Below are 8,633 nucleotides of genomic sequence, written 5' to 3'. Positions count from 1 at the left end.
CCGAGCCCACCCCAACCCCCTCGATGCCGTCCTTGCCCATCTGCTCGATGAGCACCTGGCGGAACGATACTTCGTCCTCGACGACCAATACCCTCATGCTTCGCACCCGCTGTAGGGCAGGCGGATCAGGATCGTCGCGCCCTCGCCGGGCGCGCTGACGATCTCGATCCGGCCGCCGTGGTCCTTGACGATGGAACGGCAAACGCTGAGCCCCAGGCCGGTTCCCTTGCCTTCCGGCTTGGTGGTGAAGAACGGCTCGAAGACCGCCTTGCGCACGGCCTCGGGGATGCCGGGCCCGTTGTCGGACACCGACAGGACGACGTGGTGGCCGGCGCGCCGGGCGGCGACGGTGATCGCGCCCTGTTCCGGATCAACCGCGTCGGCGGCGTTGATCAGCAGGTTCATCACCACCTGCACCACGTGGTCCGGCACGCCCAGGATGAACAGCGGCTCCTCGGCCGTCTCGGTGGACAGCCGGATCTTCGCCAGCCGCGGCTCGAAGCGCATCAGCCGCAGCGTGCGCTCCACCACCCGGTTCAGGTCGAAGCGCTGCGTCTCCGGCTCGCTGGGCCGCGCGAAGCCGCGCACCTCCTCCAGCGTGCGGGCCATGCGGGCGGCGTGCTCGGCGATGACGTCGACGTGCGCCGCGACCTCGTCATGATGGGCGCAGCGCGCCTCGCAGACGCAGCCGCCCAGCCGGTCGCACACCGCCATGATCGACTGCAGCGGGTTGCCGACCTCGTGCGCGATGCTGGCGGCCAGCGTGCCGAGCGCCAGCATCTTCTCCTGCTGCGCGGTTTGCCGGCGCACCGCGGTGATCTCGCGGTCGCGCTCGGCCAGCTTGCAGGCCATGGTGTTGACGGATTCGATCAGGTGGCCGACCTCGTCGTCGCGGCCGGCGGGCATCGGTTCGCCGTAATCGCCGGCGGCGATGCTCTGGCTGCGCCGCTCCAGCACCGCCAGCGCGCGCAGCAGCCGGGTGACGAACAGCCAGCCCAGCACCGCGATGCCGGTGAACGCGCCGACGCACAGCGTGACGAAGACGATCATCAATTGCTGGCGGCGGGCCTTGGCCCCCTCCAGCTCGTCGAGGTGGCGGCGGCGCAGTTCGATGAGGGTGCGCTTCGCCTGCTCGATGTAGCGCTGCACCGCCAGGTCGATCTCGAGGCGGAAGGCCTCCAGCCGCTCCAGCGTCTCGATGCCCCCGCTCAGCAGGCCTTCCAGACGCTGGATGTCGTGCTCGAACAGCGCGACCTCGCGGGGGTCGAGGGCGGCGGCGAGCAGCCCCTCCGGCCGCATGAGCACGAGGTCGGCCATCCAGTGCTCGGCCAGCCCGCGCGCGCTCGACCCGCCGATGTCGCCGGGGATGGTCAGGTCGCGCGTCAGGTCCTCGCCCTGGGTCGACACGCTGACCAGCCCGTAGGCGAGGTGCTCGATGGTGCTGACGTGGGCCAGCTCGGTCTCGGCGCGCTGGTAGTAGACGACGGCCAGCCCGATGGCGAGCACCACCAGCAGCCCGACGGCCGCGAACAGCAGCCGCGCCTTGGCCGCCAGCGTGCGGGCGCGCAGCGCCGCGCCCAGCCGCGCGAGCCCCACCCCGGCGGGGGTTCCGCCGGCGAAGCCCGGGGCGCCGTCGTCGCGCTGCACTGCCTCGATGCTGGACAAAGGGTGATGCCTCCTCAACCCGTCCGAACGCCCGCCTCGCGGGCGGAGTCCGGCCGACCGGAACGGTGAGAGCATGCCGCATGCCAACCAATTATGGCCTTCGGCGTAATTCCACGGCTGCGACAATGTTGCTCCCGGCTTGCCTCAAATGCCGGATATCGGCCGGCCTCCGCCCGGCCGCCGGGCAACGCCCGCCCGCGGCGGCCGTTCCGGCGCCCGGCGGAATTCCCGCATCTGGGAGACGCGTTCCCGCATCGGGGAACCGGAGCGGCGATTCTCACGATTGGAACAGGCTGCGCTGGCTGACCGGGTACGGCGGGATCGGCTGCTCGCGCGGCTTGCCGAACAGGCTGCCGGCCAGCATGGCGTAACCGGCGCCGATGGAAAGCTGCGCGTCGAGGCGCGTATCGACGCCCCAGATGAAGGTGTGGAAGCCGCGCCGCAGGCAATCGTTGCCGAAGTGCGAGATGTATTTGCGGATCGTCTTCTTGCCGAACGGCGAGATGAACGCCGCGTGCAGGCTGATGCCGAGGTGCCGCACGCCGAGGTCCTTGACGTACTCGATGTTGGACGCCTCGGTCTCGCAGCGGACGATGATGAACTTGGCCGACGGCGACAGCAGCCGCAGCGCGTTCTCCAGCACCGCGCGCGAGGTGTCGTCGTTGACGCCGATCAGCTCGTAGACGATGGACTGGCGCCAGGGATCGGCCGCCAGGGTCATGGCGAACTGCTCGAACTCGCGCTTTCCCTCGTTCAGGAAGGTGCCCATGTGGACCGGCACCACCAGCTGCGCGTCGTTGTGCAGGCCGCGCGCGATCATGTCGGCGGCGGTCTCCAACATGAACAGGTCGAGGTAGGCGACCATCGGGTCGTAGGCGCGCTCGATCAGGATCGCCTCGCCCGACACCACCTTGCCGCGCACCGCGCGCGACGGGTAGAGGCGGTAGCCGAACACCTGCTGCGCCTGCAGCGACCACACCGGCACGTAGGAGATCTCGACCGAGTTCAGCACCCGCCGCACCAGATTGTCGGCGTTACCGAGGCGCTCCTCGTCGCTGACGGCGTGGTGGTACGCGCGGGCCCCACGGGGCAGCCTCGCCGCCGCACCCTCGCCGAGCTGGCGGACGTCGAGCAGCGAGGCCGCGATGTCGATGCCGTTCATCGCCGTACCCTGGGCGCCGATCAGCTTCTCGCGGATGCGGCGGGCGACCTGATTGGCCTTGATCGACGCCTCGGCCATCGACAGGCCGGCGAAGATCACGACGAAGCGGTCGTCCTGCATCAGATAGCCGTCGCGCGCCGTCAGGCTCTGCGTCAGCACGCGCTCGGCGATGGCCATGGCGCGCTCGCGGATGCGGCCCCACTCCGCCCCGAAGGCGGCGGCGACCTGGTCGAGGCTGATGACGTGCAGGCGGTCGAAGGTGGCGACGTCGCCGTCCTTCAGCTGGATGCGCAGCAGATCCTCGAAATTGGCCCTATTCGTCAGCTGGTCCATGGGACACCGCCTCGGCCGCGTAGGCCTTGTCTTCGCTCATGATGTGCTCGACCAGCCAGGAGCGGAGGAACTCCGCCATCTCGGCGGCGAGCATCGAGCGCCGTCCTTCCCGGTACTCGCCCAGGAAGAACTGGATCTTCTGGATGAACGCGTCGTGCTGCCGTTCGTGCTCCGCCAGCCGGGAGAAGCCGATCTCGCGCATCCACGCCTCTTCCCGGCCGAAGTGCGAGACGGTGTAGTTGAGCAGGCGGCTGAGGACCGGCTGGACCTTGTCGTCGTCGTGGTTTTCCCGCAGCGCCGACAGCTCGTTCAGGGCCTTGATGATGCTCTTGTGGTCGCGGTCGAGCTGATCGCGGCCGACGCTCATCTCCGGCTTCCAAGCGAAGATCTCGTTCATGTCCGGCCTCCCCTTGCACGGCCCGTCGTATGTTCATTCACCCGTAACAAAGCAATTGCCGTGCCGCCGCCTGCCGCCCCGATGCGGCGAAACGAATGTGGATAACGCGCGCGTGGCGGCACGTCCGTTGCATGGCAAAATGGACGGTCTTGCCCTCCCCAAGTATGACCCAGCGTCCATCTTGTGGCGGGAGCCAGTCCGAACCATTGTCGAGACTGCCCAGAGCCACGCGGATGCGCCCCATGCCCCGGTTCCTGCCCGCCCTGCCGATCGCCGTGCTGCTGCTGGCGGGCTGCAACGCCACCACCTCCGGCAACCGCGCCGAGGACGCCGCGGCGCGCGAGGCGGCGCTGCTGCCGCGGGTGGAGGCCTCCCCCGGGCTGGAGGACTGGGCGCGCATGGGCGAGGTCGGCGTCGCCTTCGGCCCGGCGATCGCGCCCAAGGTGTTCGACGGGCTGTCCGCCGCCGACAAGGCGACGCTGCTCGCCTTCTCGCGCTCGGCCGCCGGGCGGTCGGGCGAGTTCGCCGCGCTGCGCTACGCCGCCGCCAACGGCTGGACGTTCGAGCGCCTGCTCCTGCGCGCCGACGCCGACCGCCCCTGCGCGCTGTACGAGTTCCACGCCCGGCGCGGCGGCGCCGACGCCACCGGCTTCGCGCTCGGCTGCCAGGTCAAGGACGCGCTGCTGGCCTACACGGTCGGCGGCGCCGACGTGACCAGCCCGAACATCGTCGACAGCCTGCTCAGCTTCGTGCCCGACGGCCGGCTGGAGCGCGTCGCCGACTTCGTGAAGGCGGACGCCAGCCGGTCGTTCAAGGTCACGCCGCCCCCCGGCAACTGGGAGGAGCTGGGCGCCCGGCGCGCCAAGTGGCGCAGCGAGTTCCGCGAGGACGCGCCGGTGATGCTCGACACCGCCGCCAAGTCCTGATCCCGCTTGCGCGTGAGTCCCCGATGGCACACCAGATGTTGGAACGCCCCTTCCCAGACTCGGAAATGTTTCCCGCGCCGGCGGCGCGCGACAGGACCGGGCTGCCGAAAAACGGCGGAAAATCAAGGACTCGCGTCAGGCACGCCGATTGCTTCCATGCCCCCCGGAAAGCGGCCGCACGGTGCGGCGCCACTGGAGGGAAACCCCATGCAGAGAATCCTCTTGCCGCTCGAGCCGTTGCTCCAGCTGGTCGGCGGCCAGGTGAACGGCATGCCGGAACCCTCGCCGAGGGTCCTGGAAGCCATCGCCGCGGTGGATGCCCAGGTGGCCTGCGCGCTGAAGGAGCGCGGGGCGCTGATCTGCGACGTGCGCTGCCGGCCGAAATGGCGGGCCTCGCGCATCCCCGGCGCGCTGAACGTGCAGATGGACCAGCTGCGGGAGTTCGACCTGGCGCGGCTCGCCAAGAAGGACACGCCGATGGTCTTCTACGGCGAGGGGCACGGGTCCTACGACGCGGCCGTGGCGGTGCGCCGGGTGCACAGCTGGGGCTACGGCGGGGCGTGCTGGCTGCCGGCCGGGCTGACCGGCTGGATCGCCGCCGGCTATCCAGCCGAAACGCCGCGCCGGCGACGGCTGCGCCCGGCGCAGGACTACGGCTTCCCGCCCGTCATGGTGGCGGAGGCCGGATAACCGCCAGGAAGGGCTCCAGGGCATGAACGGACACACTCGCATGATGGCGCGCAGGGGTGTCGGCATGCCCATCCGGGCGGTGGTCGGCGCGTTGGTCGCCTCGCTGCTCATCCTGGCCACCGTCGGCGTGCTCGACACCTTCGAGCGCGCCCGCTACCAGCAGGAGAACCGCCTGCAGGCGGTGCTCTACGCCAGCGTCCTGCGCGCCAAGCTGGAAGGTGCGCTGAACAAGCGGCTGCGTCTGGTCTACGGCATGTCCGCCTTCGCGCGCAGCCAGATGAACCGCCTGGACGAGGGCTTCGAGCCCTTCGCCGAGGCGATGACCAACACCGGCATCGACGGCATCCGCAGCCTCCAGCTCGCCCCGCAGGGCATCGTCTCGCACGTCTACCCGCTGGCCAACAACCAGCAGGTCAAGGGCCACGACCTGCGCGCCGACCCGACGCGGCGCGACGCCGTCAACCGCACCATCGCCCAGCGCCTGTTCGTCGTCGCCGGCCCGGTGGCGCTGGTGCAGGGCGGCACCGGGCTGATCGCGCGCCTGCCGATCTTCCTGTCCAGCACGCCGGGCGGCCCCGAGGACCGGTTCTGGGGCTTCGCCACCATCGTCCTCGACCTCGAGCCGCTGCTGCGCGAGGGCGGGCTGCTGCCCGCCAGCGCCGAGTACGACGTCGCGCTGCGCGGCGCCGACGGCCTGGGCGAGGGCGGCGCCAACTTCTTCGGCGACGCCGCGCTGTTCCAGCACGAACCCGTCCTGCTCGACGTCAGCCTGCCGACCGGCAACTGGCAGCTCGCCGTCATGCCGCGCGAGGGCTGGCCGGCGGCGGGGGCCGCGTCGGCGGCGATCTGGATGATCGGCGTGCTGCTGGCGCTGGCCACGGGCCTGCTGATGTACGTGCTGCTGGCCTCGCCCGAGCGGCTCAGGCGCGAGGTGACGCGCGCCCTGCAGACCGCCCGCGAGCGCGAGGAGCAGTTCCGCCGCGTTGCCGAATCGGCCACCGACGCCATCGTCTCGGCCGACGAGGACGGCCGCATCATCTTCTGGAACCGGGCGGCGGAGCGCGCCTTCGGCTACCGCGAGGCCGACATCCTGGGCAGCCCGATCGAGCGGCTGATCCCGCCCCAGCACCGCACCCAGCACGCCCGCTGCCTGGTCTGCCGTGGCGGCGGCGAGGGGTACGAGAGCTGCGGCCGGCTGATCACCACCTACGGCCGGCACCAGGACGGCCGCGAGTTCCCGATCGAGTTCACCAACGCCCACTGGGCCTCGCACGGGGCGATGTTCTCCACCTCGATCATCCGCGACATCTCCGAGCGCCGGAAGGCCGAGCACGAGCAGCTGCTGCTGGCCGAGCGCTACCACCAGGCGCAGCGCATGGAGGCGGTGGCGACGCTGGCCGCCGGCGCGGCGCACGAGTTCAACAACATCCTCAATTCGCTGCTCGCCCGCGCCGAGGCGGCGGCCTACGAGGTCGAACCCGACCACCCCGTGCAGAAGCACCTCAGCGAGGTGCTGGACGGCGGCTGGCGCGCCGCCGCCATCGTCCGAGACCTGCTCGCCTTCAGCCAGCCGCCCGAGGACTCGGACGAGCCGGCGCACGTCGAGACCACCGCCCGCGCGGTGGTCGACCGGCTGCGCGCCAGCGCGCCCACGGGCGTGGCGCTGGAGGCGCGGATCACCGAGGCGCCGTGCGTCGTCCGCGCCAACCCGCAGCAGATCGAGCAGGTGGTCGACGGCCTGTGCCGCAACGCCGTGGACGCCATGGGCGAGAGCGGCACGCTGACCGTGTCGGTGGAGACCCTGGCCGACGCCGCCGACGAGGGCAGCTACGGCGGGGCCGAGTCGCCCACCGAGCCCACGGACGAGGCGTTGCGCAGCGTCGAGGTCGGCCACGTGCCCTCCGGCCGCGCGGTGCGGCTGGTGGTGCAGGACACCGGCTGCGGCATTCCGGCGGAGAACCTGCCGCGCATCTTCGAGCCGTTCTTCACCACCAAGCGTGTCGGCGACGGCAAGGGCCTAGGCCTGTCGGCGGTGCACGGCATCGTCCAGCGCTACGGCGGCGCCATCCGGGTGCGGTCGCGCCCGGCGTGGGGCACGCGGGTGGAGATCTTCTTCCCTTGCGAGGACGCACCGCCGCCTGCTATCGCGGAACCGGCGCGCCGCCGGGCCTGAGCGGCGCCGCCTCCCCCATGGAGATCCGCGTGCTGACCCGGTTGCTTCCCCTGTTGCTGCTGGCGGGCTGCGCCTCCGCCGCCGTCGAGTCCCCCTCCCCCGCCACCCAGCAGGCCGCCGGGAGCGACACCACCTGCGCTACGCCGGGACGCTGGCACGACGCGCGCGGCGGCCGCCTCACAACCGACGCCGTGCTGCGCCGGACAGCGGCGGCGCCAGCCGTCTTCCTGGGCGAGCGGCACGACAGCTTCGAGCACCACCGCTGGCAGCTGCAGACGCTGACCGCCATCCACGCGCTCAACCCGAACATCGCCATCGGGCTGGAGATGCTGCCGCGCTCCAAGCAGGCGGCGCTCGACCGCTGGGTGGCCGGCGAGCTGAGCGAAGCGGAGATGCTGCGCGACACCGACTGGGCGACGCTGTGGGGGATGGACCCGCAGCTCTACCTGCCGATCCTGCACTTCGTCCGTATGAACCGGGTGCCGCTGCTGGCGGTGAACATCGACCGCGGGCTGGTCGGCCGCACCCGCAAGGAAGGCTGGGCCGCCGTGCCGGAGGCCGAGCGCCAGGGCGTTGGCAACCCCGCCCCGCCGCCCGCCGGCTACATCGACTACCTTGCCGCCGCGCTCGGCATGCACGATGAGGGCGGCAAGGACAAGCCATCGGATGCCTCCAAGGGGCCCGACCGCAACGCGCCGGAGTTCCGCCGCTTCGTCGAGGCGCAGTCGGTGTGGGACCGCGCCATGGCCGAGCGCATCGCGTCCTACCGCAAGGAGACCGGCCGCACGGTGGTGACCATCGTCGGCTATGGCCACATCGAGAAGCGCTTCGGCATCCCGCACCAGCTGGAATCGCTGGGCGTGGGCGGTGCTGCGGTGCTGCTGCCGTGGGACGGCGCGCGCACCTGCGCGATGCTCGACGGCACGGTGGCCGACGCGGTGTTCGGGCTGGCGCCGACCGACGAGGTGGCGACGGCGCCGAAGCCGCGCCTGGGCGTCACGCTGGAGCCGGGCAAGGACGGCCTGCGCATCGTCCGCATCGGCGAGGACAGCATCGCCGCCCACGCCGGCCTCGCCGTGGACGACGTGCTGGAGACCGCCGCCGGCACCCCGATCCACCGCCTCGCCGAGGTGACCGCGGTGGTGCAGCGCCAGGCGCCCGGCACCTGGATGCCGATCACCGTGAAGCGCAAGGGCAAGACCCGCACCTTCGTGGCGAAGTTCCCGGCACAGCAGCCGTAGATTGGTCTGCCTGACGGCTTGAAGTTCTTCAATACGTCATCCCCGC

At 71.3% G+C, this 8,633-nt stretch carries 7 protein-coding genes; 4 read left to right on the top strand and 3 right to left on the bottom strand.

All coding sequences use genetic code 11. The features are described from left to right. Positions 1-93: 93 nt before the first annotated feature. The 3 genes from TSO221_RS27590 to TSO221_RS27580 form a co-directional block, all read right to left on the bottom strand. A complete protein-coding gene (locus tag TSO221_RS27590) occupies positions 94-1,665 on the bottom strand; it encodes a HAMP domain-containing sensor histidine kinase (protein WP_109121722.1) in 1,572 nt (523 codons plus the stop codon). A 277-nt stretch (positions 1,666-1,942) separates the two neighbouring features. Next, a complete protein-coding gene (locus tag TSO221_RS27585; RefSeq protein ID WP_109121721.1) occupies positions 1,943-3,160 on the bottom strand; it encodes an EAL domain-containing protein in 1,218 nt (405 codons plus the stop codon). Then, positions 3,141-3,557, bottom strand: a complete 417-nt coding sequence (locus TSO221_RS27580) for a bacteriohemerythrin (RefSeq protein WP_109121724.1) — start codon at positions 3,555-3,557, stop codon at positions 3,141-3,143. The genes TSO221_RS27585 and TSO221_RS27580 overlap by 20 nt, the downstream gene beginning before the upstream one ends. Before the next feature lie 242 nt (positions 3,558-3,799). Here TSO221_RS27580 and TSO221_RS27575 point away from each other — a divergent pair, with 242 nt between their 5' ends. The 4 genes from TSO221_RS27575 to TSO221_RS27560 all read left to right on the top strand — a co-directional run bounded on the left by TSO221_RS27575 (position 3,800) and on the right by TSO221_RS27560 (position 8,587). Beyond that, positions 3,800-4,483: a hypothetical protein gene (locus TSO221_RS27575; protein ID WP_109121720.1), complete on the top strand. Its 684-nt coding sequence runs from the start codon at positions 3,800-3,802 to the stop codon at positions 4,481-4,483. A gap of 207 nt (positions 4,484-4,690) precedes the next feature. Next, positions 4,691-5,173 carry a rhodanese-like domain-containing protein gene (locus TSO221_RS27570; protein WP_158284231.1) on the top strand — a complete coding sequence of 161 codons (483 nt, stop codon included), beginning with the start codon at positions 4,691-4,693 and terminating at the stop codon, positions 5,171-5,173. Positions 5,174-5,195: 22 nt separating this feature from the next. Continuing rightward, entirely contained in the window at positions 5,196-7,346 is a 2,151-nt protein-coding gene (locus TSO221_RS27565; RefSeq protein ID WP_109121718.1) for a PAS domain S-box protein, read from the top strand. Beyond that, positions 7,292-8,587 (top strand): ChaN family lipoprotein, encoded by a 1,296-nt coding sequence (locus TSO221_RS27560; RefSeq protein WP_247878303.1) that lies wholly within the window; start codon positions 7,292-7,294, stop codon positions 8,585-8,587. Before TSO221_RS27565 ends, TSO221_RS27560 begins: the two co-directional genes overlap by 55 nt. The last annotated feature ends 46 nt before the right edge of the window (positions 8,588-8,633 follow it).

The organism is Azospirillum sp. TSO22-1 (genome assembly GCF_003116015.1).
Lineage (GTDB): Bacteria > Pseudomonadota > Alphaproteobacteria > Azospirillales > Azospirillaceae > Azospirillum.
Note: the sequence above shows the minus strand (reverse complement) of the source record. Positions and strands in the feature narration are given on the sequence as shown.

Coding starts and splice junctions, on each gene's coding strand:
- TSO221_RS27585 (WP_109121721.1), bottom strand. CDS start 3,160: ATGGACCAGCTGACGAATAGGGCCAATTTCGAGGATCTGCTGCGCATC.
- TSO221_RS27580 (WP_109121724.1), bottom strand. CDS start 3,557: ATGAACGAGATCTTCGCTTGGAAGCCGGAGATGAGCGTCGGCCGCGAT.
- TSO221_RS27575 (WP_109121720.1), top strand. CDS start 3,800: ATGCCCCGGTTCCTGCCCGCCCTGCCGATCGCCGTGCTGCTGCTGGCG.
- TSO221_RS27570 (WP_158284231.1), top strand. CDS start 4,691: ATGCAGAGAATCCTCTTGCCGCTCGAGCCGTTGCTCCAGCTGGTCGGC.
- TSO221_RS27565 (WP_109121718.1), top strand. CDS start 5,196: ATGAACGGACACACTCGCATGATGGCGCGCAGGGGTGTCGGCATGCCC.